This is a genomic window from Brevibacillus sp. NL20B1, assembly GCF_018195675.1.
Classification (GTDB): domain Bacteria; phylum Bacillota; class Bacilli; order Brevibacillales; family Brevibacillaceae; genus Brevibacillus; species Brevibacillus aydinogluensis.
Window position 1 is genome coordinate 1 of the sequence record NZ_JAGTPT010000015.1, and the last position, 25,336, is coordinate 25,336.

Genomic DNA, 25,336 nt, shown 5'->3' on the forward strand with positions numbered 1-25,336 from the left:
TGCTTACTTCCACCTTTGAAAAAGAAGCCATAAACTTTTTTATTTCACGTTGATCTCTGATGAACTCTGTTGTTGAGTCAGAATCCACTAATACTGCAGCAATATCTCCTTCATGGATGCTTACAATTTCACTAAATGAATACCGTTTATTTTTTTCAATGAAAAAATAGAAAATCCCAGCGACAATCAGCGCCATAACAATTAATCCAATAGGGAAAAATAGCTTTCTTTTCAATTGCAATACGCCTCCTTCGCAAAACCCCCGCCAGAGGCATGGCGGGGATTTAATTCATACTGTAAACGAAGTCGACCAGACTGCGATGATTTTTTGGAAGCGGGTACTTTTCAAATAGATTGCTTACCTGTTTGGTAACCAGGTCATAATAAAACAGACCGTATGTGTTATTGAGATCCCTCCCTAAAATAAATATTCCTTCAGCATTATCCCTCGGATAAAAGGATTTCACTTCCTTAATACCCGGAACATCAAAATCTTCGACTTTTTGAGTGTCGAGATACAACATTCGTAACGTTCTGGGTTTGGATGCACCCATAAATGGATCCCAAGTCATTAAGATACGGTTTGCGTCAAGCTGCCTGGTCAGTCTGATTTCAAATTGATCCGTATGGTAGATCGGCTGATAATTTCCAAAATCTAAATCCATCAAATACAGGGTTTTAGGGCGAATAAATGTAACCTCCCTAACTTTCGGCGTTCTCAGATTATCAAAGTCTTCCCCTGGATTGCTGTCACTAAAATACACCTTATTGTCGTGAAGATCGGCAAAAGCCACCGGATAATCGGGGTCGATCGGAAACCTCGCGATTTCGGACATGGTTTGATCCCGAATGGAATACAGGTACAACACCAACGAAATCCCGTCATCATCATTTTGCCCGTTATTGTAAGCGGTGGCCGTAATATGTAAATATTCCGCCGGTTCCTTTTTGCTGGTATCTGGTTCCTTACTTGTGTCAACTTCGCGTGTATAAAAATGATGGACAGCCAGGAGGGCGAAAAGAACAGCAGCGATGACGCCGCCAAATGTGATCATTTTCTTTTTCATGGTCCCGAAATGCTCCTTAGCGGAATGGTTTCCCTTATCAGGGTAAGCAACTGGAATAGATTGTCAACACCAATTTTGGATATTTTATATTTTTTTACAATTGAGTCCAGTACGTCGAAAGGTGTTACACAATAACATCCGTTTGTCTGCAAACGGAAGGACGCACGTGCCAATTAGCTGGTAATATATTACAATTATAGTGTTGGCCATTTTCGCCGATATAAGAAAGGAAGCATAAAAAGGAGCGTGTTTTGAGAGTGAATGCCGAACCCTTTACACCCACGATTTATTTCGCCGCTTCATGGCGTGATGCGGCATCCATCCGCCGCGAATTGAACAAGCGGTCCATCCCGCGCATGATTACTTCACTGCCGACCGGGGAAGTCGCCTTTCTGTTCCCAGACCTGCCGGTACACCAGTACATACAGGTCCGGCAAATTTTTGGCATGCACGGAGTCCCGCTGTCCATTGTGGAGCCGACCCCGATCGTGCAGGAATAAGCCGCGTGAAGCGTCGGACGAACCAAACCGGGGACGGTTTTCTTGGAAAATGGGCCAAAGTTTTCATCGCTATCCATCCATTTGCTATCGATTCGTATGTACTCATTGATATATCCTGTAGACGAAGCACCCGTGTTTCTTGGGGGCCTGCGGCGGCTTACTACTGCAGATCGAGTCGCCGTTCTTTTTTTGCAAACGTTGAGCGGGCAGGACTTATGACCCGCATCGGCTTTATGCCAGTGAGCGCTCATTTTCCATATATTGATTGGAATAATATGCTGGTTGTAGATATACAGTTATCTATACTATGATATAGAAGACAACCTCATAACCTTGAGTTCTTCTCCCTGATCGACATGGTCAGGGACCTTTTTTATTTATTGGGTTTGCCCGGGAAATGTTGTTTAAATTTACATACTATACAGAATTATTTCGAACGGGATCTTTCCTCCTTGAAAACATGCTATTACGGCGCGGCAATCATGCCGGTGGAAATTCTCAAGGAGCTGAACGCGCGGCTGCCCAACGCACGGTTTTACAACTTTTACGGACAGACGGAAGTGGCTCCCTTGGCAACCGTGCTAAAGCCGGAGGACCAACTGCTCAAGGCAGGTTCGGCCGGGAGACCGGCGCTCAACGTGGAGACGAAAATCATTGACGACCACGGACGCGAAGTGCCTCCGGGAACGGTGGGGGAAATCGTGCATCGGACCAGCCATGCGATGCTCGGCTACTTCCGCGACGAGGAAAAAACGCGGGAAGCATTTCGTGATGGATGGTTTCACAGCGGCGATCTCGGCATCATGGACGAAGAGGGATACATCACCATTGTGGACCGCAAAAAAGACATGATCAAAACCGGCGGGGAAAACGTCGCCAGCCGGGAAGTAGAGGAATTGATCTACCGCCATCCAAAAGTGTCAGAGGCAGCGGTGATCGGTGTTCCGCACCCCTATTGGATCGAAGCGGTCACGGCAGTGGTGGTGCCGAAAGCGGGCGAGACGCTGACCGCGGAGGAAATTTTGACGTTTTGCCGGGAACGGATGTCCTCGTTCAAGGCGCCCAAATACGCGGTTATTACCGACAGCCTGCCGCGCAATCCGAGCGGGAAAATTTTGAAACGGGAGCTGCGTCTCCGTTACAAGTCGCTGGCGGCAGATGACCATAATCAGGTTGTTTCGTAAGCGCACTAGCTGGGACAGCTGCACTTGCGCACCCCAACCCCCGGGCATGCCGATCCGGGGGTTAAAGGCGTGCGTGTTTTCCCGATCCCGACGGCTTGCCGTCGCCGCCGGGAGAGCAATTAAGCATGTAGGGCACTGTCTTTAACCTTTCAACCCTTCCAGCCACTCGGCGTAACAGGTGTCGCAGACGAGTTCTTCGCGTTCCTGCTTGCCCTGGAAGTACGTGATCAGGTGAATGCTGTCTGTTTCATGCTCGCAGTGGCAGCATTTGTAGTTTCCCATGATCTTCCTCCCGTTATTCCGTGTTGCTGCGGACGCCGGCAGGAGTTGTCCGGCTCCCCGCTTATTGTGCCCCCAAACAAAAAAACAACTCCCTCGAAAGGGAGCTGGTGATGGTTGGCTGCCGTTACTTCACGTTGGCGACTGTCGGTTTGTCGGGGCGAATAACGTCAAATCGGTAGCCCTGCTGCTTCAAATATTGAATGACTGCCGGCAGCGATTGGGCCGTTGCCGCTTTTGTCGAGGCGTCATGCATCAGCACGACGATTTCCCGCTGGTGCTTTACCTGGCTTTTCACATTGGCCAGCGCGCTCTCCGGCGTGTAGTGATTGCTGCTGGCATCGCCGTTGGAGATGTTCCAGTCGATGAAGACATAGCCGCGTTTGGCCGCTTCCGCCTTGATGTCCTGCATGACCGTGTGGCTGTTGTTGTACACGTTTGGATTTTGGTACTTTTTGCTCACTGTGTTGGTGCTGCCGCCCGGGTAGCGGAACACGGTCGGCTTGACGCCCGTGGCCTTCTCGATCAGCTGGTTGCCTTTTTCCAGATCGGCAAAGAAAGACGCGATGTCCTTGTAGATCAGACGGTAATCGTGCGAATAGGTGTGACCGCCGACCACGTGTCCTTCGGCGATGGCCCGTTTCAGCACAGCTTCACGGCCGGGAACATTTTTGCCAACTACGAAAAAGGTGGCTTTCACCTGATGCTGTTTCAGGATGTCCAGGATCTGGCTCGTAACCGGCGAGGGGCCATCGTCAAAGGTGAGATAGGCCACTTTGTCCTGCGGAGGTTTGCTCTCGGTCGGCTGTGTGCCCGGCACTGCTGTCGAAGGAGCGGGCGGGTTGGTCGTTGGCGTCTGTGTCCCAGTTTGTTCAGCACCGGCTGGAGCCGGTGTGACGGCTGCCGGTTTTTCTGTGGGCGGCACAGGTTTTTTCGACGGAGCCTGCGGCTGACTTACCGGAGCCTGCGGCTGATTTACCGGAGCCTGCGGCTGATTCGCCGGAGCTTGCTGCCCTTGCGCCGGCTTGCTGACCGGGGGCTGCTGCGGCTGCGCGTCCGAAGCGGGCTTGCTGCGGATCGGTTCGGCCGGTTCGTACGGTTGATCGCCGTAGATGAGAAACGCTTTTCGCTGTTCGCGGAATGCCGCCAGTTTGTCAGCGTACGTGCTTTCGATCGCCTGCGGAGACAATCCCTGCGCCAGGTGCTGACTCACGCTGCTCGTCAGGCCGCTTTTCGGCACCAGATCATGATTCAACTGGCTGGCGTATGCAAGCGTGTAGATGCCTGTCTTCGCCGGATTGAACCGGTACGGGTCGATGATGTGCAGGCGCACCCCGCCGCGCGTTTCCTTGTCTTGCGGCAGGAACATCACCCCGGGAAGCAGGGCGCCGTTCAGCAGATCCGCATACGCATCGGAGTCAATGCCTTCTCCGCCGATCCAGGTAAAGTTGTCGGCTGGCGTGATTCCCGTTCCTTCGCCTTGGCCGGTTGCCATGTAGCCGAAAACGGCGGCCAGGTCGGGAGTCTCGGGGGAACTGGGAATCCAGGGCAGTCCGGTATCCTGGTACAGCATTTGACGGGTGTACCCCTGCATGGGAATGACGGTCAGATCGGCGTTGATGCTGCGGTTGAAAAACCGAGCCAATTCACCGATGGTCATGCCGTGCGCCAGTGGCAGGGGAGCGCCTTCGATGAACGAACGGTGCGGTGCCTCCAGCAGTGGACCGTCCACGATGGTGCCGCCGACCGGGTTTGGCCGGTCCAGCACGATGAGCGGTTTGCCAAATTGTTTGGCAGCAGTCATGCAGGCCGTAAGTGTAGAGATGTAGGGAGAGGTCGCGGAACCGATGTCCTGCAGGTCGACGACCAGCACGTCAATGTTGGACAGCATCTCCTTTGTGGGGATGGGGGTGGAGCCGTACAGGCTGTACACCGGAATACTGTAGACAGGGTGAAAGTACGTGCTGGTTTGTTGCCCCGCAGGCGTTTTTCCATCCAGTCCTTGTTCGGGGGCGTACAGCGCGGTCAGCGTGACGGTACGGTCGCGCCGCAGCATGTCGATCGTGCTGATTCCCTGGCTGTTGACACCGGTTTGATTGGTGACCAGGCCCACCTTTTTGCCTTGAATGACGTGGTGGAATTGATTAAAGAGCACGTCGCTTCCCAATTGAATGACAGCAGTGTTGGCGGAACTGCCGCCTGGAGGAATAATGGTGAGAATGAGTGCGAGGATGAGTAAAGGGAGCAGTTTTTTCATGATTTTCGGCCTCTTTCTTGATGAACTGACATTGTTGTACGTCTATTGTATCGGTATCTGCTAACGCAATGGTTGCAATCCAGTAACAATCCCGAATTTGAGGACAATTACGAAGAAAAAACGTGGAAATGCCTGCGGTTCTCTAGCCTGCTGAGTCACCTGCCGTCCGTACAGATGCATTCATTTATTTTTGACGCCGCATTTATCGAAACGTTGCGGTCTTTTCCTGCAAAATTTTGCAAATGGACAGGCAGCCGTGTCGAAACGAGTCTAAGCGGAGCGGCAGGCGGCTGAAAGGCTTGGCAGCGTGTGCCCGGTTGTCCAGCAGCGGTGTGATAAAAAGGGAAGATAAGGAACGCTCCATCAGAGTAAGAACACCTCTCAGACCACACACTAGGGGTAAGGAGGTGTTTTTTGCGTGAAGCGAGTGGGAGTGCTGTGCGCGGCCCTATGGTTGGCCGTGGGAATCGCCGGCTGTACGCCAAACAAACAGCAGGGGACGGAAGACTACACGGGCCAGCAGGCGCGTTTTGACCCGTACGGCATCAACCTGAAAAGTGACAACCTCGGACGGGACAAGGGGCCGGCAGCGATGATCTACCAAAAGAACATCCACCGCCGCGAGCCTCATCTGCTCGCCCTGCTGGAACGCCACGCAGAGCGAATTCCCGGCGTGCAGGACATCAAGGTGCTGGCGTTCAAGGACAATCTGCTGATTGGCGTGCTGACGGCCGATACGCCCAAGCCGGACCAGGTCAACCCGAATCCGACGATCCCCCATGAGCCTGGCTCGCCGAATCGGATCGATAACGGCCACACTGACCACATCCAGATGAAAGTGGTAAAAGCGATGCGCAGCAGGCTGCAGGCGGAGACCCGTTTCAACATTATGTACGTCTCCACCAACAAGGCCATCTACCAGCGAATAGCCGACCTGCACGAGCGGATTTTGCGCGGAGAAACGGTAAGGGATGAGGAGTTCCAGACACTGTTGAACGACATCGGTTATACGTCAATAGGGTTTGAACTCGTCCATTGACGATTCGGACCTCAGGGTAATCTGCTGACTGTGCACGGGGCGGTGCATGAACAGAGCGGTACCACGACGCAAATGCCGGGCGGTTGCCTGATCGTTGGGAGCAGTGCTCGCAGGCCGGGACGACGGAAAACAGCGAAAACAGGGAAGGACCGCCTGCCGGGCGGTCTGCTTTTTTGCAAGAGACTTGACGAAAAAGGAAAAAAGTCGTACACTCATTTTTGTACTGACCAGTCAGTTTAAAAACGCAAAGGAGGATGAGGAGGGATGGCCCGATCCAAAAAAGATCAGATTGCACAGGGAGCACTGAAGGCTTTTGCCCAGTACGGGTACAGCGACACCACGATGGACGCGATTGCCGAGGTGGCACAGGTGGCCAAAGGCACGCTGTACTACCACTTTTCCACCAAGGAGGAACTGTTTCTGTACGTGATTGAAAGAGGGGTGAAGATGCTGATCGATTCCGTGGACAGCGTGATGAATCGCGGCGATGTGCCGTTGGATCAGCGCATGATTGGCGTATTGGATGAGCATCTTCGCTTCTTTTCCGAACACCGGGAACTGTGTCTCCTCCTGCTGAGCTTTTTTACCGGCCACGAGCAGCGGGATCAGATGATCGGCAAACTGCTGGCCGGGTATTTCAGCACGATGGAAAGGTACTGGGCCGAACTGAAGCAGGCCGGACATGTCGCCGAGGAGGCGGACGTGTGGTCGCTGGTATCCGCCCTGTTCGGCATGGCCGGGATTACCGTGCTGCGCAGGCACTTTCGCAAGGAACGGGCGACGGCCGCGGATGAGCAGACGCTTCGGCTGCTTTTGTCCGGCGTGCTGCGCGTGCCTCAGCGCTGACGACATCACAGGTAACAGACATATCACAAGGAGAGGAGAACAACCATGAACAAACGAGCATGGATTGGGATGGCCGGTTTCTTGACTGGCATTGTCTTGCTGGGAACGTATTTGTTGGGACCGGGAGCGGTCAACGTGGCGGGACAGCGTGGAGCGCAGTTGACCGGTGTAGTCGAGGGGACCGAGGTGGATTTGTCGTTTAAGATGGGCGGCTCGATTGCTGAGATCGCCGTACAGGAAGGAGACGAGGTAAAAGCGGGGCAGTTGGTGGCCACGCTGAACAGCGATGAACTGCTGGCAAAACGGGAACAGGCGGAGGCCGCCTATCGTCTGGCGCTTGTCCGTCTGGAACAGGCGAAAAAAGGCGTGACCATCACTGACAGCACCATAAGCGCGCAGGTGGAACAGGCGAAAGCGGCAGTGGACGCGGCCAAAGCGCAGTACGAGGCCAGCAAGAACGGGGCGCGCTCCGAGGAAGTGGCCCAGTTAAAGGCGAAGCAGCAGGCGGCTCAGACAGCCAAGGAGATCGCAGCCACGCAGCTGGAGCGAATGAAAAAGCTGTTTGAAGAAGGAGCCGTTCCGCAGGCAAAAGTGGAAGAGGCGCAGATGCAGTACGAACAAGCGGAGGCCGAACTGAAAGCTGTAAACGAACAGCTCAAGATGGCCGAGACCGGAGCGCGCCAGGAGCAGCTGGAAGCGGCCAAGGCACAGTGGGAGCAGGCAAAAGCCGCATACGATCAAGCGGTGGCATCGCGCGGACAGGTGGGGGTAAAACAGCTCGACGTCAGATCGGCGGAAGCAGGCGTGCAGCAGGCCAAAGGGGCGCTCGACGAGATTAACGCGTACCTGAACAACACCAAGCTGACCGCGCCGGTGGATGGCATCGTCAAGTCAGTTGCCGTGCAAAAAGGGGAACTGGTGGCGCAGGGCTATACGGTTGTGACGCTGCAGGCAAAAACAGATAACTTTGTGAAGTTTTACGTGAACGAGTACGCTCTGTCCACGGTTAAGGCGGGCGACAAGGCGACCCTTTACGTGCCGGCGCTGAAACGCGACGTGGAGGCGACGATCGTCAGTGTGGCGCCTGCAGCTGATTTTGCCGTGAAGAAAGCAACCCAGGAGCTGGGCGACAGGGACATCCGTTCCTTCCAGGTGAAAATGACGGTGACCGATCCTGAATTGCGGCCGGGCTTGACGGTCGAATGGAACATCGAAGGGGCTGGTGGCGGTGAGTAATTTCTCCCGCCTGCTCCTTCAGGAGTGGCGCAACATCTATACAAACAAGACGATCCGTCTGGTGCTGTTCGTCGTACCACTTTTGTACATGACGCTGTTCGGGTTTTTGTACAGCCAAAAAAAGGTGATGGAGATTCCCACCGTGCTGGTTGATGCAGACCAGACAGAGCTGAGCCGCGAGCTGTACCGCGCCTTTGAGGTGGACCAGACGTTCCGCATCACCCACTTCGTCGGCACGGAAGCAGAGGCGATGGACCTGATTGACCGGGGACAGGCGAACATGGCCGTGATCATTCCCGCTGATCTGGAGAAAAACGTTAAAGCGGGACGTGAGGCAGAGGTGCTGACTGTCATCGACGGCAGCAATATGCTGATTTCCAACACTGCCGTCCGGGCCGCCAACACCGTGATCAAGTCGGTCTCGGCCGGCGTCACGCTGAAGAAGCTGGAGGCCCAGGGCGGCTGGGGAGAAGAAGGAAAAAACCTGTTCACGGGGATCGACTACCGCTATCGCGTGTTGTACAATCCGACGTTCAGTTACCTGACGTTCATGGTCTTCGGTCTGGGCGGAACGGTGCTGCAGCAGGTGCTGTTTTTGGGCGTAGCCCTCTCCGTTGCCCAGCAAAAAGAAGCCGGGACATGGGCGTCGTCCCTGAGGGAAAACGGCTTCTGGACGATTGCCCTGAGCAAGATAGTGCCCTATATGCTGGTGGCCACCTTTAATCTGATGCTGGTATTTGCTTTATTGTTAAAGGGATTTGAGATCCCGTATTACGGCAGCATCGCCCATCTGTTGATCGTGGGCACCGTCTTTAACCTCGCTGTGGTGGTGATCGGATTCGCCATCTCGTTCTGGTCCAAAGACCAGCTGCAGGCCACTCAGATCGCCATGCTGATTGCAGTGCCGTCGTTCATGCTGTCGGGGTACACCTGGCCGCTGATGTCCATGCCGGCGGCCGTTGCGGCCATTGGCAAGTCGCTGCCGCTCACGTATTTTCTCAACGGCGTCCGGGAAATTTTAAACAAGGGACACGACCTGTCCTACCTGACACATGATCTGGCAGTCCTGGCGTTTATGACGCTGATCGGCCTGTTTGCGGCGTACATCGCCTACCAGTTCCAGACGCGGAAAGTGACGCTTCCCGAAGCGGAGTCGACTCGTGCGTAGCAGGATATGCTGAAAAGAAATTCTTGTGCTGTAAATAAGATATCCTTTATACTATTCAGAAAAAGGCAGATTTTCTACGCGAGGGGGGCACTATGTCAGCGACTCATCTGAAGCAATTGTGCGAGGACACGTACACGAAGTTGAAGAAGGTAAGCATGGAGCTGGAGCGCTTTCTCAACCAAGTCACACTGGCGGGCCTTGTGGCGCAATCCGGCGATCCGGAAGAGTACGAGGCTTACTACCGCGACTATCTCTCCGATTTGCGGCACCTTTTGGTTTACTGCGAAAATGCGTACGAGCGGCTGGGCGTGGCGCTTCGGAGAGCCAAGTTCAACGAGGAGTTTGCCGAAGAAGTGTTGTATCAGGTGTATCACTCCTGTGTGAACAACTTCTACTACCCCAAAGGGGAAGTGTACGACGAAGACGGGCGTTATTCGTACACCGGTCATGACGCCATTATCTTCCGCAAAGAGGTAACCCCTGAGCTCAAACAGCTGACCATATCCCTGTCCAAGGTGTTTGAGCAGCTGCGTGACGATCTGCAGTACTACGAAACTGACTATATTACAAAGAAACGGATGCAAAAAGCGTAAATCAAACACAGCCCTCCCGAGGCAGACAGGCACGGATCATCTCGTGCCGCTGCCGGGAGGGCTTTTAGCGTCAATTCTGCGCGATGCCTTACACCCCAACGGGCTGCCGGATGCGGCGAACCAGCGCTTCCGCCTCCTCCAGCATGGCGGCCCGTTCCGCTTCACTCACGTATGGAACGGCAGCAAAGTTGCGATAGGTCACGTCATAGCCGATCAGCTTCAGCGTCCCGTCCACAATCTGTTTGCGTACCACCTCGTCAAACCCGTCGGCGCGCATCTCCTGTTCCGACTCGCGGGTGGTGGTAAAGACGAGCGCCTGTTTTCCGTTCAGCATGCCGACCGGTCCGTCATCGCCGTAGCGGAACGCGAACCCGTCCGTAAAGACGCGGTCCAGGTACCCTTTCAGGATGGCGGGCGGTGACCACCACCAGACCGGGTAGATCATGACCAGCAGGTCGGCGTCGGTGATCAGTTGCTGTTCCTCTTCCACATCCGCCCGGGCCCGGCCTTGGCTGGCCAGGTGCATGTCCTCCGCGTCAAAGACCGGGTCAAACCCGATTTGGTACAGGTCGCGGACAACCGGACGAATGCCGGCTGCTTCACAAGCAGTGACGATGCGCTGCAAGATTTGATGGGCAAAACTTTTGGTTCCTTCGTGGGCAAACACGATGCACGCTTTCATCAAAACGCCTCCTGGTCGGAATCACTCATTTTTGCGGAATCACTCGTTGGAATCACTCGTTCTTACAGTCCAAAGCGAAGACGGAGCAAAAACTTGTTCAGCAGTTCGCCAAAGGTATCCGGCTCCTGCACCTGGCGTGTGGTTGCCGGCTGCACCTGCCTGAGCGCTGCATTCACGTCGATCATGCCAAACCCGTACAGCTTGTCCTTGCCGGGAGGGCCCAAATCGACCGCGGTCTCGCGAATAATCTGCATGACCTCTTTGTTTGTCAGGTGAGGACTGACGGAGCGGATGAGCGAAGCCAGCGCCGCTACGTGCGGACACGCCATGGAAGTGCCGGACAAGGCGGCGTAGTCGTTGTGAATGTAAGTGCTGGGAATGTCGACGCCCGGTGCGGCCACATCCACATGGTCCCCGTAGTTGGAAAAATCGGCCCGCTGTTTGTTATGGTCGACAGCCGCCACGGACAAGACTTCCTCGTAGGCAGCCGGATAGCTGGGCTGGTTGGTCGCGTCGTTGCCGGATGCGGCTACAAGCACCACGTTGCGGTCATACGCGTAACGGCACGCTTCTTTCAAGGCGGCCGAGGAGGTGTAGTTGCCCACGCTCAGATTGATCACGTCGGCGCCGTGGTCGGTCGCCCAATAGATCGCTTGGGCGATGTCAAATGCGGATCCGGCCCCGTCCGCACCGATCGCCTTGATCGGCATCAGCTTGCTGTTCCAGGTCATGCCGGCGATACCGTCGGCGTTGTTGGTTTTGGCGGCAATCACTCCGGCGACGTGGGTGCCGTGACCGTTGTCGTCCTGGGGGACGTTGTTGTCTTCCAGCACGTTGTAGCCTTCCACCAGTTTGCCGGCGAACTCCGGATGGCGCAAATCAATGCCCGTGTCGATGACCGCCACCACGACGTCGTTGGAGCCCTGGCTGATGTCCCAGCTTTGTTCCATGCCGATCAGGGGGAGGTTCCATTGATACTCACGGTAATAGGGGTCGTTGGGCCGACGGTTGGGCAGCAGCAGGTAGTTGGGTTCCGCGTAGACGGAATCGGGATGCTCGGCCAGCTTTTTCATCAGCTGTTGGGTGGTCAAACTGCGCGACTTGATAATCATCGCCTGCCCAAAATCCCGCTTGATCCTGCCGTCGACCGAATCCAGCAGCTTTTGGAGGGCCGCTTGGTCAGGGCGGGGAGAAAAGCGGACGACGACCTCATGCTCTACATAGTGGCTGCGGTCGCGCGTATTGTGGTGCAGGGTTTTGATATGGGCGCTTTTTTCCAACCCGCGCCGCGTGTCTTTAACCTGTTCAATGTAGTTGATCCGCGGAATATGTGCCGATAGCGAAGTTACCTGGGGGTGAGGTTCGCGCATTTCCTGCTGCTGATGCCAGCGAAGCGGGATCACGGCCAGCCCGACCAGAGCAATCGCTGCGATAATCGGGGGTAAGACTCGCAAAAAAACTCACTCCCTCCATGCTGTATAGACATAGCGTGCGCACGGAGGGAGTGATTATGACGGAAAAAGCTGACATGCTTCCCTGGATGGTGGATGTAACGAGGAGGGTATCGGTTAAATCAGGCCGAGCTGCCGCAGTCCGTAGTGGATGCCCGCATCGTTGACGTGGCGGGTCACCATGTTTGCCAGCGGCTTCACCTGCTCGTGGGCGTTGCCCATCGCCACACCCATGCCGACGTAGGCTAGCATTTCCCTGTCGTTCAAGCCGTCGCCGAACGCCACCGCATCTTCCGGCTTGAGTCCGTAATGACGCAGCACCGCTTCAATGCCGCGCGCTTTGGAGCCGTTAGGAGGAAGCACGTCCAGGACGACGCGGTGCCAGCGGACGAACGACACGTCGTCACGAAAGCGGGTGAAGTAATTGTGTTCCTCCTGTTCGCCGCAGTAGAGGAACGCCTGGTAGATCGAAGCCTCTTCCCAGTAGCGCTGCCGACATACGGGCGGCGCCAGGCGCAGGGAGTGAAACGACTCGATTACGTGCGGATGGTCGGCGGTGTTGGCATAACAGGTATCGGCACTGAGGAATACCATCGGGTGGCCGTTGGTGTGGGCTGTCGCTTCCAGGTCGGCCAGCGTTTTCCTGGACAGCGGCGTCTCGCGGATCAGCCGGCCATCTGCAACCACGTACGAGCCGTTGAACCCGACATAGGTATCGATCCCCAGTTCCTGTGCAACCGGCAGCAGGTGGAACGGCGCGCGGCCTGTGGCAATCGCGACCAAAACGCCGTTATCCTGCAGCTGCCTGACAGCCCTCCGCGTCTCCTCGGGGATGGTGTGATCCGTATTCAAGAGCGTCCCGTCGATGTCAAAAAACACGATTTTGTATGACATGTTTCTCTCCTCTCTACAAAACAGGAAAAGGGAGTGCCTGCAAAGACATCCCTTTTTTTCTCTTTTTTTCATTTAGAATACAGCCGTTTCCGTCTCGCTGTCAAACACATGGCACTTGGACAAATCCATGCCCAGTTTGACGGACATCCGCGGCTTGATGCCTTCGCGGGCGTCGACGCGAGCTACAAGCTGTGTGCCGCCGACATTGGAAAAGTAGACGTACAGTTCGGAGCCCATGTTCTCGACGACGTCCACCTCTGCCGTGACGTTGCTGTCAAACGGATTGGCTTCGATAAACTGGTTGTCGCTGTAAATGTCTTCCGGGCGAATGCCAAACGTGACCTGCTTGTCGGCATATCCTTTCTCCCGCAGCACCTTCGCCTTGTCTTCCGGAAAGCGAATCCGCAGGTTGGCAGCTTCAAAGAACAGCTTTCCGTCCTGTTCGACGATGCGCCCCTTGATGAAGTTCATCGCCGGGGACCCGATAAAGCTGGCCACGAACTGGTTGACCGGGTGGTTGTAAATGTCGGTCGGGGTGGCCACCTGCTGGATGACGCCGTCTTTCATTACGACGATGCGGTCGCCCATGGTCATCGCTTCGGTCTGGTCGTGGGTCACGTAAATCACGGTGGTGTTGAGCCGCTGGTGCAATTTCAGGATTTCCGTGCGCATCTGGACGCGCAGCTTGGCATCCAGGTTGGACAGCGGTTCGTCCATGAGGAATACCTGCGGTTCGCGGACGATGGCTCGTCCCAGAGCGACGCGCTGCCGCTGGCCGCCGGAGAGCGCCTTTGGTTTGCGGTCGAGCAGATGGGCAATGTCGAGAATGCGCGCTGCTTCCTGGATGCGTTTGTCAATCTCCGCTTTGGAAAACTTGCGCAGCTTGAGGCCAAACGCCATGTTTTCGTAGACGTTCATGTGCGGGTAGAGGGCGTAGCTTTGAAACACCATGGCGATGTCGCGGTCCTTGGGGGCCACGTCATTGACCCGCCGGTCCCCGATGTACAAGTCGCCTTCGGAGATTTCCTCCAGTCCGGCAATCATGCGCAGCGTGGTCGATTTCCCGCATCCGGACGGACCGACCAGTACGAGAAACTCACGGTCTTTGATCTCCAGATGAAAATCGTGTACCGCGGTGACATTATTGCTGTACCGTTTGTACACGTGATGGAGCGTCACTTTTGCCAACTCCGGCACCTCCGTCTTCCCGAAAGTTGCAATGCTGTCGTTCCTCTTCGCTGTAGCCCATATGTTACCAGCAGGGGATGGGCAGCGCTACGGTCAAATTGTACGAATTGTTTGGTCAATTTTGCCGAAACAGGAGAAACAACTGCAGAAGCACGGCATCGGGAAACTGCCGGGGGTCCAGACCGGTCTCTTCCGTCAGCTTGTCCAGCCGGTAGATCAGGGTATTGCGGTGCAGATACAACTGCCGGGCGGCTTCGCTCACATTCAGCTGCCGGGCAAACAAGGTCTCCAGGGTCTGGATCTGTTCGCGGCTCAGCTTCGGTGCCGGCATTATATGCAAGAGTGTATCGCCCAGCAGAGAGGCGATGTCGGAAGGCAGGGAAGCGGCCCACTGTTCCAGCGGGTACTGCCGTCTGTCCGCTACCATGACTTTCGGCCGGTATTTTTGCAGGGCGCGGGAGAGGCGGAGGCAGTCGGTCAGCGCCTGGTCCAGGAGGACAGGTGTCTCCACGGCCGGTCCGAGAATGACGCGCACGTTTTCCATCAACTCGGTGGAGATGAGGTCGTGCAGGCCATAGGCCCACTCCAGCCAGTTTTCCGCATCGCCGCCATCCAGGGCGGAGACGGGAACGGCCAGGAGCAGGTGTGAAGGAGGCAGCGGAAACAGCGAGACGAGGGCCCCTTTGAAAAAATCGTGCAGGAGCGGCTGCAGTATGGCCAGTTCAAACAGTCCCTCGCTTCGGGTGGATTCCAACAGGAAGCAGACCCGCTTCTCCCGCCACGCCCAGTGCTGTTCCAGTCCGTCGGGCGGAGAAGCGGGCAGGCCCGCCGCCACTTCCGTCAACCAGGCGGTGACCTGTTCCTGGGCGGGGCCGGCCTGTTCCGGCTTGGTCAACAGCAGCGTCAGCAGCGAACGTGCGGCATCGGGCCACTGTGCCGGCCGTATGGCTACCATCAACGCCCGGCCGGCGAAAGACCCGCTTTGGACGATTTCCCAGCCGGACTGCTCCTGTGCGGCACGGACGGCCTCGATCTCTTCCTGTGCCACGTTCAGATACGCGATCGGCAGGCCTGTCGCCTGCCGAATTCGTTCCACATCCCGTTTCCATGCGTCCATCTTCGGCACCCCGTTTCACTGCGAGATGCCATCATTATACATTACTCCAGGGCCAGTGTGCGGCCGGCTTCAGTCGCAACCTTGCCCGGATTGGTTGCGGCGTGTGGTTTTGCAGCGGAGCCTTTCATTTGAGCGGCAGCAGCCGTCTCCGCAGTCGGAAGAGCAGACGGCGCGCCGGCAGGAACCAGCGTGTGCAGCGTGATCTCCGGACGGGAGCGGAGGCGAATGTTCAGCCCCGTCTGCCCCAATCCCTCGCTGATGTAAAAGGGGCGTCCGTCGTAGTGATGCAGTCCTTTTACCATGTTCAGCTTGGGCAGTTGGCCCATCGTGACGAGATGAAACGGCTTTGGCCAGTGGATCTGTCCGCCGTGAAAGTGGCCGGACAGCAGATAATCATACGAATAGTCCCGCATCTCCAGGACGAGGTTGGGATCGTGCGTCAGTACGAGGCGCACGCCATCTGTCGGCACATGCCGAAATGATGCAGCCAGATCACTGTGGCCGGTGGAGTAGTTGTCCACGCCGATCACGTGCAGTGGCATTCCGTCGTGGATGAGTGTCACGTGCTGGTTCACCAGCACCCGACAGCCGATCCGCTCCAGCTCTGCTTTCAGCTGCCCAAGCTTCGGGGGCGCCAGCACATAGTCGTGATTGCCGAAGACGACAAAGGTGCCAAGACGCGGGTTCAATTTCATCACGGTTTCCACGTAGGCTACAGCTTTGGGAATATTTTTATGGCGGTCCAACAGGTCGCCGGTAATCGCAATCAAATCAATGTGCTGTCCGGAAAAGTCCCGGATGATCCGCTCTGCGGGGATGGAAATATTCTCCATATGAAGGTCGGACAGATGCAGCACGGTGAGCGGCTTGAAGCTGCCGGACTCGCCGCGGCACTCCGACGGCTGGACGGCCACGTTGACGCGGCGGATGTTCAGATCAAACGTATTGCGGTAGGCGCGCGCAAGTAAAACGGCAAAAAGCGACACAATCAATAACCAAAACATCTGCTGTCACCTCCGCTTTCTAGCAAACTACCTGATCATTATACAAGATTTCTGGCGTTTTCTGATAAGTAGGTTTCTGGGAGGAGGAATTTGTCAAGAAGTGCAGAAATATTATGAAAAAGCTGAATGAAGCAGTGATCCTTCAGTCACACAAGGAGAGTGAGAGAGTATGAAAGTCGACCTGATTCCGCCCGCGGAAGGACAGTACAACCTGAAGAACTACGACGAGGCTTACGCCAATTTTAACTGGGCAGACGTGGAAAAGCAGTTTTCCTGGTATGAAACAGGAAAAGTCAACATCGCGTATGAGGCGATTGACCGCCACCTGCAGACGGAACGAAGAGACAAGATCGCCCTGCTGTACAGCGACGCGACCAGGGATGAGCGCTACACGTTTGCACAGTTGAGCGAATTATCCAACAAGTTCGGCAATGTGCTGCGCAGCCTGGGCATCGTCAAAGGAGACCGCGTTTTCGTGTTCATGCCTCGTTCGCCGGAGCTGTATGTAAGCGTTTTAGGGGCATTGAAAATCGGAGCGATCGTGGGACCGCTGTTTGAGGCGTTCATGGAAGCCGCTGTCCGCGACCGGCTGGAGGACAGCGAAGCGGTGGCCATTGTCACCACGCCTGCGCTGCTGCCGCGCATTCCGGTTAAGGATCTGCCTGCGCTGAAGCACATCATCCTGGTCGGGGCTACAAACGAATTGGAGAAAGGGCAAATCAGCTATGAAGAAGCGATGGCATCCGCATCCTCCGAACTGGAGATCGAATGGGTGGATCGCGAAGACGGCATGCTCCTGCACTACACCTCCGGCTCCACCGGCAAGCCGAAAGGGGTGCTGCACGTACACAACGCGATGATTCAGCACTACCAGACCGGCAAATGGGTCCTCGATCTCCAGGAGGACGACATCTACTGGTGCACCGCTGACCCGGGCTGGGTAACCGGTACGTCCTACGGGATTTTTGCCCCCTGGCTGAACGGCGCCACCAACGTGGTGCGCGGCGGACGGTTCAAGCCGGAGGAGTGGTACGACACGATTCAAAAGTACAAGGTGACTGTTTGGTACAGTGCCCCGACTTCTTTCCGCATGCTGATGGGGGCCGGCGACGAAATCGTGAAGCGCTACGACCTGTCGTCACTGCGCCACGTCCTCAGCGTCGGTGAACCGCTCAACCCGGAAGTGGTTTATTGGGGCATGCGGGCCTTCAACCAGCGCATTCACGATACCTGGTGGATGACGGAGACAGGGGGACAGCTCATCTGCAACTACAAGTGCATGGCGATCAAGCCCGGCTCGATGGGCAAACCGTTCCCCGGCATCTACGCAGCCATCCTGGACGATCAGGGGAATGAACTGCCGCCCAACCGGATGGGCAATCTGGCCATTCGTACCGGCTGGCCGTCCATGATGCGCAAAATCTGGCGAAATCCGGCGAAGTACGAGGAGTACTTCCGCTTCCCGGGCTGGTACGTGTCCGGCGATTCGGCCTACAAGGACGAAGACGGCTACTTCTGGTTCCAGGGCCGCATTGACGACGTGATCAACACCTCCGGCGAGCGCGTCGGTCCGTTTGAAGTGGAAAGCAAGCTGATGGAACATCCGGCAGTGGCAGAAGCGGGCGTCATCGGAAAACCGGATCCGGTGCGCGGGGAAATCATCAAGGCGTTTATCTCCCTGCGTGCGGGCTACGAACCAAGCGAAGAGTTGATGGAAGACATCCGCAAATTCGTCAAGGAAGGCTTCGCCGCCCATGCCGCGCCGCGCGAAATCGAATTCCGCGACAAGCTGCCGAAGACGCGTTCCGGCAAGATCATGCGCCGCGTGCTCAAAGCGTGGGAACTGGGCCTGCCGACCGGCGACCTGTCCACGATGGAAGACTGATCCTGGCAAAAAATCTCCTGCGTTAAAAAGCGCAGGAGATTTTTGTTTTACGAATGGGGATGGTCGTGCTCATGGCTGCACTTCGCCGGTTCCCTGTGTTCGCAGGCCAGTTCGGCATGCCACACTGTATCGTCTTCAATCTGAATGGTCACATGGGAGATGCCAAACTCATCGTGCAACAACCGAATCGCTTCGTTTAGGATCGGATAACTGGGCCGGTCATCCTCCACGGTGAGATGGCAGGTGAGCGAATCAAATCCTGACGTGACGGTCCAGACGTGCAGGTCGTGCACACCCTTTACCCCGTCGAGCTGCAGCAGGCGTTCGCTGACGCGGGTCACGTCAATGTGGGCCGGCGATCCTTCCATCAGGATGTTGACCGATTCCTTGGTCACGCGCCACGAACTGAACAGGATCAGGACGGCGACGACGATGCTGATCAGCGGGTCGGCGATGTACCAGCCGAACCAGAGCATCAGGAGACCGCCGATGATGGCCCCGACGGAGCCTAGCAGGTCGCCCAGCACGTGCAGTAAGGCACTGCGCACGTTTACGTTTTCCCGATAGTCGCCGCGCATCAGCACGTACGCGGCAGCGATATTGGCGACAAGCCCCAGCGAGGCGATCAGGATCATGGTGCTGCTCGCCACTTCGGGAGGGGTACGCAGCCGCTCGTACGCCTCCCAGAGGATTGCCAGCGAGATCACGGCCAGTGTGACACCGTTAGTCAAGGCAGCCAGAATTTCCAGGCGGTGCAGCCCAAACGTTTTCTGGGTGGAAGGAGGACGGGCCGCCACGTGCAGCGCGATCAGACTCAAGAGCAGGGCAGAGGCGTCGCTGACCATGTGGCCGGCGTCAGACAGGAGCGCGAGACTGTTGGTCAGGATGCCGCCGACGATTTCCACGACGAGAAAGGCGGTGATAATCAAAAACGCGATCAGCAAGGCGCGCTTGCTGGCCCCTTTGCCGTGATGGTGATGGTGATGATGACCGTGTCCGTGGTCATGGGCATGGCCGTGATGGTGATGCAGACCCATGCGGATTCCCCCTTACGTCACAGGATGTCGGCCCGATGTGTGCAGGATGTGCCTGAGCAGGTAACGCGCATCCTCGCCAACCCCGCCCAAAAGAGCGGAAGAACGGCGATATTGCCATGGCAGGCCGAGAAAGTAGAGGCCGGCGGTTGGCGTGACGCCTCGCCGGTGAATCGGACGGCCGTTTGCGTCCAATACGCCCGGGACATGAAGCCAGTCATACGTGCAGCGAAACCCGGTTGCCCAAATGATATTAACAGCTTCCGCCTGACTGCCGTCTGAAAAGGTTGCGGTATTGCCTGACAGGCGGATGGTCCGCCCCGTTACGCGCAGCCGTCCCTGCTGCTTTAGATATTGAAACTGGCGCTTGCAGCCAATGATCGGATCGGGCTGCCTGCTCAGCCATTGGCCCGGCAGGGTGGTGACGGGAATGGAGAGTAGTCCGGACAGCTTGAAGTACCAAAAGATAGGTTTTCCCAAAAGGCGCTGGGGAAGAAACGAACGCTGTCGCCCGATGGAGAGAACAACCGGTCTGGAAGCGGCAAGTTCCACGGCGATCTGGACTCCTGAATTGCCGTCTCCGACCACCAGGACTGGGCCGGGGCGGAGCTGGTGTTCGTTTTTGTACGCATCCGTATGTAATTGGACGACATCAGGGGCAGCATCGCGATGGATCTCAGGGATCCACGGCGACTGAAACGGTCCCGTAGCGATCACGACCTGCCGGGCGAACCACTGCTCCTGTCCGCTGGTGACGAGAAATCCATTGCCGTACTTCTCAACCGACGAGACGGGCGTTTTTGTCCGGATTGGCAGGGAGAAGTGGGCGGCATACCGTTCCAGATAGTCGGCCACGTCGTTTTTCCCAGGCAGTCCGTCACGATCGCCGGGGAAGGGCAGGCCGGGCAGGTCGCTTAAAGAGCGCGGGGTGAACAGCACCAGCGTGTCGTACCGCTGCCTCCAGCGATCGCCCACCCGCTCGCACTGGTCGACGATCAGGAAACGGAGCCGCGCTTGCAGCAGGTAGTAGCCCATGGCCAACCCCGCTTGACCGGCACCAATTACCAGCACATCATACGCGTTCATGCAATGTTTCCCCTTTTCCACAAGTGATGGCAAGAAAATGATAACACATTAACATATGAACACTCAATCATATATTTATGTAATTTGACTGCATCTTCTGCCACTTCCGGGCGGCTGCACACAGAGCCATGCCGCAACATCGGCAAGCAAAGAAGCATGTTTCCGCGTTTCGGCGGAGCCATGCTTCTCGAAAGAGGCTGTTAATTCTAAATAGTCAGAACAAAATGTCTCCTAGACGTCCTGTTGTATCTCGGATCAGCCGACTTGTATCTCAGATCAGCCGGCGGCAACCGATTGGGCGGCAGGCCGGGTGTAGACCCGATGGGGCTGGAGATCGCCCGGATGTCTGACATACAGCGGTCCCCATGCTGGATTGGCATCGTGCATGCCTTTCAGCACGGTGATCATGCGTTGGAAAATCTCCTGGATATTGGCGCCCTGTTCCAAAGCACCGGTGACAGCAGCTGCCACCACGTGGGCGGCGTACAATCCCGACATGTAGCATTCGTTCAGATCGCCGGAGGAGGTGAGATGGGAGCGAATGCTGGCAGCAATCTGCTCGTCGCGGTCGTGCCAGTTCTGGATCTGGGCAAGTGCGTGGTCTTCCAGGCTCTTCAACGGCGACTCCGCGATGACGGAAGCTACTGCGGCGGCGGAACGCTTTGCCGTATCAGCGTCGATGGTTGTACGGCCCAATACGATCGTGCCGAGATCTTTGTCCGTTTCTGCCATGAGGGCATCTGCCCAGATCGACGCACCGTCAAAACGGAGCAGCCGGACCGTCTCGGCGGCCAAGTATCCGCGCAGGATGTCGGCGGGGTGAGGATCGTAGTCGGGACCCGTATTGCGCAGCTTCGGTGTGCCTCCCCAAGCGCCGTTCAAGGCGCGGAAGTAACCGATCAAGCCAATGCCCGCGGCTGGCCCCATGTTGAGCACGCCCAACACGTCGGAGGCGGTTTCATCGATGCGGAGCGCCCAGTACTCGGCCAAGCTGCGGCTGAACTTTTGCCCGAGCAGCTCCTGGCGGACGACCTGTGACAGCTCCTGCAGCAACCCCGTATCGGCGTGCAGTATGTCGTGTCCGGCCGTTTCGTGGGCGAGGGCGGACCAGGCGAGCAGTCCCTGCTTGGCATGGGAAGGGGGAAGGTTTACAATGCCTGTCTCCAGTCCAAAATGGGCTGCGGCGTCAATTGGCCACGTGTACGGTCCGTATTGGGGCCGTCCCCATTTGACCAGCGGAGCGATTACGCTGCGGTCCGGCGGTTTGATTCCGGCCCGGTCACCCGCACTGAGAAAACCGTCGTACAAGTCGCTGACTACTTCCTGGAAGGCATCTGTTGCGGTTTGTTCGTATCCTTCCCCGTTTTGCAGGATTGCCTGGACGATGTCCATGAGCAGACCGGCTTCCCGTTCCCGGTTTGGGTCACGTTTGAGCAGCTCGGCAAATCCGGACTCGGAGAGCTCGTCCAGTGTGCGCGCGATTGGCTGAAACACTTTCTCCCGATAGAGCGGCGGCAGTTTGTCCCGTGCGGCCTCCAGGCGAATCAACAGTTGCCGGTAATCCGTCGGGTCGGCCGGTCCCGGGTTTGTATCCAATGCGGCCGTTTTTGCCTCTTCAATACACGCCTGCAGGTTGGAAAAATCAGGTTGTTTCATCCGTAGCGCCTCCCATCATCAAGAGATTTTCTCCGGACAAGCGGCAACGTCAACCGATGTGAAAACGGACCGAGAACGGGGAGATCACCTCCTATTCAGGTGTGGGCGAAACGGTTCGGTTTGGATGAGTGATGGATAGGATGCAGCGATAGGGAGAGGAAGCGATTCCGGAGCCGGGCAGCGGAGGAGAAACGAGCTGGCTCGGGAATCATGCCGGAATGGCTGCAGCGAACAGGAGCAACTTTGCGGGCGGCGCTCCACGCCTGAGAAAATGAGGTGTCGCACGCGATCGCCACCGAGCGCCAAATCATGTGATGACGTCCGCGTCATTCTTCAGCTGCACGCGGGGCCCCCGCTATCCGGCGGCAATCCTTATCCCGCATGCGACGAGCGTAGATGACTTGAGCCATTCCCTGGTGCTCACGCGATCACCTCTTGCAGCTATTATAAAACGGAATGGTTGGAAAAAAAAGTGTTGCTGTAAAATTCCGCCAATTTCCGTGTGTGATGAGGAGTCTAAAAGGGCTGTCCCTTAGAAAAGCGCTGGGGACAGGCGATTGTGCTGCCTGTCCCCGTCATTGTTTCAGCAGATGGTGGCGGACTGCATAGGCGGCCAGCTGTACCCGATTGGCCAACTGCAGTTTTTCCAAGATGTTTTTGATGTGATTTTTCACCGTGTTTTCCGCGATCACCAGTGCGTCGCTGATCTCCCGGTTGGTTTTGCCTGCACCGACGTACTTGACAATCTCCCGTTCGCGCGGGGTGAGCACGTCCGGCGTCGGTTCGTCCAGTCGTTGCTCCTGGCGGAAGTGGTGAAACAGCCGCGTTGCCATTTCGCGGGAGACGTCGCTGTCTTCGCCCAGGAGGGCATGCAGATAGGTGATCCAGTCGTCCGGCTCCAGGTTTTTCAAAAGGTACCCTTGGGCACCGAACTGGATGGCGGTGATCAGGTCGCCGACATCGTCGGATACGCTGAGGATCACCACCTTGATGTGCGGGTAGGCTTTTTTCACCACTCGCGTGGCTTCGAGGCCGCTCCACCCGGGCATGTTGATGTCCATCAGCACCAGATCGGGCTGTAGTTGTCCGCAGAGGGTGTATGCTTCCTCTCCGTTGGTCGCCTCGCCAACCACCTCAAAGGACGGATCTTGTTCCAACAGGCTGCGAATGGCCATCCGCGCCATGGGGTGGTCGTCGGCTATCAACACGCGGTATGCGCTCATCTCCCGATTCCTCCGTTTCCGGCCGTCAGCTGTATGTGCGTGCCGCCTTCCGCGCGCTGGCGGATGACGATGGCAGCGCCCAACTGCCTGGCTCGCTCGGCCATCATCGCCAAGCCGTATTTTTTCGCTTCGCCGTCAACCGACGGGATTCCGATGCCGTCATCCTCGATCACAAGCTGCCAGTTTCCAGGTTCGGTGCCGACCAGCTTCAGCCACGTGTGGCGGGCATTGGCGTGTTTGCGGATATTGGCAAACGCCTCCTGGATGACGCCGAACAACTGTACTTCTTCGGCTGGTGAAAAAATGCCATCCACAAGCTGCACCTCCTGCGTCACATCCACTCCCGACAGCGCGCTCCACTGGGAGAGCCACTTTTCCACACGTTGCGTGAGGCTGCTGCCTTCTTCCGGCAGGGAGCGCAGGTTGAAAATCGCCTGCCGTACGTGATTGTCAATGGCCGAAACAGCGACGCGCGCATCCTCGAGCTGTCCCTGTTTCAGTTTGACGTTGAGGAAAAAGAGTGACTGGGCGATGCCGTCGTGCAGTTCCCGCGCCAGCCGTTCCCGCTCCTCGTACACAGCGCGGCGCGCCTGTTCTTCCACCAGTTTGGCATTCATCCGCTCAATCTTGCGGAACATCCAGGTGGCAAACAAAAACGACAGCAACAGGGTCAGGATCGTGATATAGACATTGCCCGCTTCCATCGAGAGGTAATCGAGCAGAAAATCGTGCCGGACAAATTCAAAGCCGCCGATGATGAATGGCGGCAAGAGAACGGTCAGCCAGTAAAGGCTGCGGTACGTCATGCCACCTCTCCCTTCCAATTGCCTGATCCTTGAGATCTCGTAATCTAGTATACCGAAGGAACCGGGCGGATGGTATACTCGGGTAAGAGTGACAGACTGACAGGAGGAGAAGACATGAGCACGGTGGCAAAAGCGATGACCATCGCGGGTTCGGACAGCGGAGGCGGCGCCGGCATCCAGGCGGACCTGAAGACGTTTCATCAGCTCGGCGTCTACGGCACCAGCGCCATTACGGCGGTGACAGCGCAAAATACGCTGGGAGTGGCAGGGGTCTACCCGCTGCCGACTGAAGCGGTGACGCAGCAGATCCGCGAAGTCCTGCGTGACATCGGCGCGGACGCGGCCAAGACGGGCATGCTGTTTGACGCCGCGATCATCCGGGCGGTGGCGGAGGAAGTGCGCGCGTTTCGCCTGGAAAAGCTGGTGGTCGATCCGGTGATGGTCGCCAAGGGCGGCGCCAAGCTGCTTTTGGACGAAGCGATTGAGGCGCTGAAAACACACCTGCTCCCGCTGGCCGAAGTGGTGACGCCCAACCTGCCGGAAGCAGAGTGCCTGACCGGCATGACGATCCGCACACCAGCCGACATGCGGGAGGGGGCAAAGGCGATTCACGCCTTGGGCGCACGCCATGTCCTGATGAAAGGCGGACACCTGGACGGCGATGAGATCGTCGACATGCTGTACGACGGACAAGCGTTTTACGAAATCGCCCACAGCCGCATTCAAACCCGTCACACCCATGGGACCGGCTGCACCTTTTCCGCCGCCCTGACGGCGGAACTGGCCAAGGGAAGACCGTTGGTGGAAGCGGTGGAGCGGGCCAACCGGTTCATCGTCCAGGCGATCGCCACCGCACCGCAAATCGGCGGCGGGCACGGCCCGACCAATCACTGGGCAGCCATTGAATAAAACTACGGCAAGAGCTCGAGGTCTCCTCGAGCTCTCAGTTTGCAGACAAAGTCCGCGGCGTATGGGAGAGCGGGCCCGCTCGCTCGCTTGACGCCCAGCAAAGAAGCGAATGATGTCCGCTTCAAAACGAGACGCGGGCAGGGGACAAACATCTGGGTATTTCGAGGAAGTGAGACTTGTGTCCCCTGTTGATTCCCGCGTCTTCGTTTTTCCGCTGAGTCGGTCGTCAAAG

The 25,336-nt window shown here is 56.9% G+C and carries 24 protein-coding genes; 9 read left to right on the top strand and 15 right to left on the bottom strand.

Annotated elements, in window-relative coordinates:
• Both KDN35_RS11645 and KDN35_RS11650 read right to left on the bottom strand, forming a co-directional pair.
• The coding region (locus KDN35_RS11645) for a hypothetical protein (protein WP_212132766.1) at positions 1-196 on the bottom strand (196 nt) is incomplete at its 3' end.
• An 88-nt stretch (positions 197-284) separates the two neighbouring features.
• Complete coding sequence (locus KDN35_RS11650) at positions 285-1,067, bottom strand: hypothetical protein (protein ID WP_212132767.1); 783 nt, start codon at positions 1,065-1,067, stop codon at positions 285-287.
• A gap of 257 nt (positions 1,068-1,324) precedes the next feature.
• On the opposite strand from KDN35_RS11650, the gene KDN35_RS11655 reads away from it, so the two are divergent.
• Both KDN35_RS11655 and KDN35_RS11660 read left to right on the top strand, forming a co-directional pair.
• Positions 1,325-1,567 (top strand): hypothetical protein, encoded by a 243-nt coding sequence (locus tag KDN35_RS11655; protein WP_171566458.1) that lies wholly within the window; start codon positions 1,325-1,327, stop codon positions 1,565-1,567.
• A 356-nt stretch (positions 1,568-1,923) separates the two neighbouring features.
• Positions 1,924-2,751 (top strand): AMP-binding protein, encoded by an 828-nt coding sequence (locus KDN35_RS11660; RefSeq protein ID WP_349290977.1) that lies wholly within the window; start codon positions 1,924-1,926, stop codon positions 2,749-2,751.
• A 141-nt stretch (positions 2,752-2,892) separates the two neighbouring features.
• Here KDN35_RS11660 and KDN35_RS11665 read toward each other — a convergent pair whose 3' ends face one another.
• Both KDN35_RS11665 and KDN35_RS11670 read right to left on the bottom strand, forming a co-directional pair.
• Entirely contained in the window at positions 2,893-3,033 is a 141-nt protein-coding gene (locus KDN35_RS11665) for a hypothetical protein (protein ID WP_171566460.1), read from the bottom strand.
• Positions 3,034-3,157: 124 nt separating this feature from the next.
• Positions 3,158-5,287, bottom strand: coding sequence for an exo-beta-N-acetylmuramidase NamZ domain-containing protein (locus KDN35_RS11670; RefSeq protein WP_212132768.1), 2,130 nt, complete (start codon positions 5,285-5,287; stop codon positions 3,158-3,160).
• Between the two features lie 418 nt (positions 5,288-5,705).
• Here KDN35_RS11670 and KDN35_RS11675 point away from each other — a divergent pair, with 418 nt between their 5' ends.
• The 5 genes from KDN35_RS11675 (at position 5,706) to KDN35_RS11695 (ending at position 10,169) form a co-directional block, all read left to right on the top strand.
• Positions 5,706-6,326, top strand: coding sequence for a YhcN/YlaJ family sporulation lipoprotein (locus KDN35_RS11675; RefSeq protein ID WP_212132769.1), 621 nt, complete (start codon positions 5,706-5,708; stop codon positions 6,324-6,326).
• A 264-nt stretch (positions 6,327-6,590) separates the two neighbouring features.
• The gene (locus KDN35_RS11680; RefSeq protein ID WP_171566463.1) at positions 6,591-7,172 is read left to right on the top strand and encodes a TetR/AcrR family transcriptional regulator; all 582 of its coding nucleotides are present in this window, start codon (positions 6,591-6,593) and stop codon (positions 7,170-7,172) included.
• 45 nt (positions 7,173-7,217) lie between these two features.
• Positions 7,218-8,408: an HlyD family secretion protein gene (locus KDN35_RS11685; RefSeq protein WP_171566464.1), complete on the top strand. Its 1,191-nt coding sequence runs from the start codon at positions 7,218-7,220 to the stop codon at positions 8,406-8,408.
• Positions 8,401-9,576 (top strand): ABC transporter permease, encoded by a 1,176-nt coding sequence (locus KDN35_RS11690; RefSeq protein ID WP_171566465.1) that lies wholly within the window; start codon positions 8,401-8,403, stop codon positions 9,574-9,576. The genes KDN35_RS11685 and KDN35_RS11690 overlap by 8 nt, the downstream gene beginning before the upstream one ends.
• A gap of 92 nt (positions 9,577-9,668) precedes the next feature.
• Positions 9,669-10,169, top strand: coding sequence for a DUF3907 family protein (locus tag KDN35_RS11695; RefSeq protein ID WP_035298197.1), 501 nt, complete (start codon positions 9,669-9,671; stop codon positions 10,167-10,169).
• Positions 10,170-10,257: 88 nt separating this feature from the next.
• On the opposite strand, the gene KDN35_RS11700 is transcribed toward KDN35_RS11695, so the two are convergent.
• From KDN35_RS11700 to KDN35_RS11725, 6 genes are all read right to left on the bottom strand, one after another.
• Complete coding sequence (locus KDN35_RS11700) at positions 10,258-10,851, bottom strand: NAD(P)H-dependent oxidoreductase (protein ID WP_212132770.1); 594 nt, start codon at positions 10,849-10,851, stop codon at positions 10,258-10,260.
• 62 nt (positions 10,852-10,913) lie between these two features.
• Complete coding sequence (locus KDN35_RS11705) at positions 10,914-12,305, bottom strand: S8 family peptidase (protein WP_212132771.1); 1,392 nt, start codon at positions 12,303-12,305, stop codon at positions 10,914-10,916.
• Between the two features lie 114 nt (positions 12,306-12,419).
• Complete coding sequence (locus KDN35_RS11710) at positions 12,420-13,196, bottom strand: Cof-type HAD-IIB family hydrolase (protein ID WP_212132772.1); 777 nt, start codon at positions 13,194-13,196, stop codon at positions 12,420-12,422.
• A 72-nt stretch (positions 13,197-13,268) separates the two neighbouring features.
• Positions 13,269-14,384, bottom strand: a complete 1,116-nt coding sequence (locus tag KDN35_RS11715; RefSeq protein WP_212132773.1) for an ABC transporter ATP-binding protein — start codon at positions 14,382-14,384, stop codon at positions 13,269-13,271.
• A 115-nt stretch (positions 14,385-14,499) separates the two neighbouring features.
• Positions 14,500-15,501, bottom strand: coding sequence for a PucR family transcriptional regulator (locus KDN35_RS11720; RefSeq protein ID WP_212132774.1), 1,002 nt, complete (start codon positions 15,499-15,501; stop codon positions 14,500-14,502).
• 41 nt (positions 15,502-15,542) lie between these two features.
• Positions 15,543-16,505: a metallophosphoesterase gene (locus KDN35_RS11725; RefSeq protein ID WP_212132775.1), complete on the bottom strand. Its 963-nt coding sequence runs from the start codon at positions 16,503-16,505 to the stop codon at positions 15,543-15,545.
• A 169-nt stretch (positions 16,506-16,674) separates the two neighbouring features.
• On the opposite strand from KDN35_RS11725, the gene acsA reads away from it, so the two are divergent.
• Positions 16,675-18,390 carry an acetate--CoA ligase gene (gene acsA / locus KDN35_RS11730; protein WP_171566472.1) on the top strand — a complete coding sequence of 572 codons (1,716 nt, stop codon included), beginning with the start codon at positions 16,675-16,677 and terminating at the stop codon, positions 18,388-18,390.
• Positions 18,391-18,437: 47 nt separating this feature from the next.
• On the opposite strand, the gene KDN35_RS11735 is transcribed toward acsA, so the two are convergent.
• The 5 genes from KDN35_RS11735 to KDN35_RS11755 form a co-directional block, all read right to left on the bottom strand.
• Positions 18,438-19,427: a cation diffusion facilitator family transporter gene (locus KDN35_RS11735; protein ID WP_212132776.1), complete on the bottom strand. Its 990-nt coding sequence runs from the start codon at positions 19,425-19,427 to the stop codon at positions 18,438-18,440.
• A gap of 12 nt (positions 19,428-19,439) precedes the next feature.
• Positions 19,440-20,510, bottom strand: a complete 1,071-nt coding sequence (locus tag KDN35_RS11740) for a flavin-containing monooxygenase (RefSeq protein ID WP_212132777.1) — start codon at positions 20,508-20,510, stop codon at positions 19,440-19,442.
• 276 nt (positions 20,511-20,786) lie between these two features.
• Entirely contained in the window at positions 20,787-22,166 is a 1,380-nt protein-coding gene (locus KDN35_RS11745; RefSeq protein ID WP_171566475.1) for a hypothetical protein, read from the bottom strand.
• A 575-nt stretch (positions 22,167-22,741) separates the two neighbouring features.
• Positions 22,742-23,389 (bottom strand): response regulator, encoded by a 648-nt coding sequence (locus tag KDN35_RS11750; protein WP_171566476.1) that lies wholly within the window; start codon positions 23,387-23,389, stop codon positions 22,742-22,744.
• Positions 23,386-24,195: a sensor histidine kinase gene (locus KDN35_RS11755; RefSeq protein WP_171566477.1), complete on the bottom strand. Its 810-nt coding sequence runs from the start codon at positions 24,193-24,195 to the stop codon at positions 23,386-23,388. Before KDN35_RS11755 ends, KDN35_RS11750 begins: the two co-directional genes overlap by 4 nt.
• A 114-nt stretch (positions 24,196-24,309) precedes the next feature.
• Here KDN35_RS11755 and thiD point away from each other — a divergent pair, with 114 nt between their 5' ends.
• Positions 24,310-25,104: a bifunctional hydroxymethylpyrimidine kinase/phosphomethylpyrimidine kinase gene (gene thiD, locus KDN35_RS11760; RefSeq protein WP_171566478.1), complete on the top strand. Its 795-nt coding sequence runs from the start codon at positions 24,310-24,312 to the stop codon at positions 25,102-25,104.
• Positions 25,105-25,336: the final 232 nt, after the last annotated feature.

Excerpts from the sequence above, each read along its gene's own strand:
- KDN35_RS11695 (WP_035298197.1), top strand. The coding sequence starts at position 9,669 with ATGTCAGCGACTCATCTGAAGCAATTGTGCGAGGACACGTACACGAAG.
- KDN35_RS11650 (WP_212132767.1), bottom strand. The coding sequence starts at position 1,067 with ATGAAAAAGAAAATGATCACATTTGGCGGCGTCATCGCTGCTGTTCTT.
- KDN35_RS11700 (WP_212132770.1), bottom strand. The coding sequence starts at position 10,851 with ATGAAAGCGTGCATCGTGTTTGCCCACGAAGGAACCAAAAGTTTTGCC.
- KDN35_RS11750 (WP_171566476.1), bottom strand. The coding sequence starts at position 23,389 with ATGAGCGCATACCGCGTGTTGATAGCCGACGACCACCCCATGGCGCGG.
- KDN35_RS11745 (WP_171566475.1), bottom strand. The coding sequence starts at position 22,166 with ATGAAACAACCTGATTTTTCCAACCTGCAGGCGTGTATTGAAGAGGCA.
- KDN35_RS11665 (WP_171566460.1), bottom strand. The coding sequence starts at position 3,033 with ATGGGAAACTACAAATGCTGCCACTGCGAGCATGAAACAGACAGCATT.
- KDN35_RS11660 (WP_349290977.1), top strand. The coding sequence starts at position 1,924 with ATGGTCAGGGACCTTTTTTATTTATTGGGTTTGCCCGGGAAATGTTGT.
- KDN35_RS11720 (WP_212132774.1), bottom strand. The coding sequence starts at position 15,501 with ATGGACGCATGGAAACGGGATGTGGAACGAATTCGGCAGGCGACAGGC.
- KDN35_RS11725 (WP_212132775.1), bottom strand. The coding sequence starts at position 16,505 with ATGTTTTGGTTATTGATTGTGTCGCTTTTTGCCGTTTTACTTGCGCGC.
- KDN35_RS11685 (WP_171566464.1), top strand. The coding sequence starts at position 7,218 with ATGAACAAACGAGCATGGATTGGGATGGCCGGTTTCTTGACTGGCATT.
- KDN35_RS11670 (WP_212132768.1), bottom strand. The coding sequence starts at position 5,287 with ATGAAAAAACTGCTCCCTTTACTCATCCTCGCACTCATTCTCACCATT.
- KDN35_RS11680 (WP_171566463.1), top strand. The coding sequence starts at position 6,591 with ATGGCCCGATCCAAAAAAGATCAGATTGCACAGGGAGCACTGAAGGCT.
- KDN35_RS11740 (WP_212132777.1), bottom strand. The coding sequence starts at position 20,510 with ATGAACGCGTATGATGTGCTGGTAATTGGTGCCGGTCAAGCGGGGTTG.
- acsA (WP_171566472.1), top strand. The coding sequence starts at position 16,675 with ATGAAAGTCGACCTGATTCCGCCCGCGGAAGGACAGTACAACCTGAAG.
- thiD (WP_171566478.1), top strand. The coding sequence starts at position 24,310 with ATGAGCACGGTGGCAAAAGCGATGACCATCGCGGGTTCGGACAGCGGA.
- KDN35_RS11755 (WP_171566477.1), bottom strand. The coding sequence starts at position 24,195 with ATGACGTACCGCAGCCTTTACTGGCTGACCGTTCTCTTGCCGCCATTC.
- KDN35_RS11710 (WP_212132772.1), bottom strand. The coding sequence starts at position 13,196 with ATGTCATACAAAATCGTGTTTTTTGACATCGACGGGACGCTCTTGAAT.
- KDN35_RS11735 (WP_212132776.1), bottom strand. The coding sequence starts at position 19,427 with ATGGGTCTGCATCACCATCACGGCCATGCCCATGACCACGGACACGGT.